General features: G+C 62.6%; 1 protein-coding gene and 1 pseudogene. One reads left to right on the top strand and one right to left on the bottom strand.

Annotated features, from left to right (window positions below; all coding sequences use genetic code 11):
• On the bottom strand, window positions 1–396 hold a 396-nt coding region (locus QMO14_RS33310), incomplete at its 3' end, for a hypothetical protein (protein WP_301512404.1).
• Between the two features lie 165 nt (window positions 397–561).
• Here QMO14_RS33310 and QMO14_RS33305 point away from each other — a divergent pair.
• Window positions 562–773: pseudogene (locus tag QMO14_RS33305) on the top strand (IS5/IS1182 family transposase); the annotation flags it as partial.

The raw sequence follows: 773 nt of genomic DNA, 5'->3' as shown, positions 1-773 counted from the left end.
GTTGCGCCCTTCGCTGCCCTGCTTCTCGGGTTCGCCGTTGTTGTATTCCTTCTGCAGCTCGGCCTGCCGCGCCTCGGCTTTCTTGAGCTCGGCCTCGAGCACCGCTCGCGCCTCGCCGTCACGGGCACGCTGGTCGACACCTTCCACGCGCGGGCTTCCAGCCGGCGAACGCGCCGCGGACGAACCGCCCGACGAGGAAGAAGCGGAGCCGCCGCCAGAAGCCCTCGTGCCCTGCACCACCGTGACGTTGCCGCCTTCCATGATCTTGCAGCCCTTCTGTTGCGCGACGGTGGCGTTGTTCGTGTACTCGTTGCCGCAACGCCAGACGCGCTCCTGTGAAAGCGCCGGCAGCGCGAGCAATGAACCGGCCAGGAAAATGAGGGAAGCAGTCTTCATATGTATCGGTAGAGGGCGGCAACAGGGGTGCATTTTCGTGCAATTCGACGCAAACAGTGACCAGATGTTCCGCCCCAAAGAAAAAGGACGGCCAAGCCGTCCTCAGACTGCTGACAAACCCTCAAGCCCTCGCGTTGCGAGGGTTTTGTGCTTTTTAATGGCGGGATGCTCAAGAGCCCGACACCTGCGCAGCAGGAACTGGAGATGGTGACGCTGGAGATGCTGGTGCCGCAGGATCACCTGCTGCGCAAGATCGATGCGGCGGTGGATTTCGAGTTCATCCGAGCGAAGGTTTCGCACCTGTACTGCGCCGACAACGGCCGCCCGGCGCTCGATCCGGTGGTGATGTTCAAGCTGCTGCTGGTGGGCTACCTGTT

Source organism: Variovorax sp. CAN15, assembly GCF_030462475.1.
In the GTDB taxonomy this organism is placed as follows: domain Bacteria; phylum Pseudomonadota; class Gammaproteobacteria; order Burkholderiales; family Burkholderiaceae_C; genus Variovorax.
This window is presented reverse-complemented; position numbering and strand designations above follow the sequence as displayed.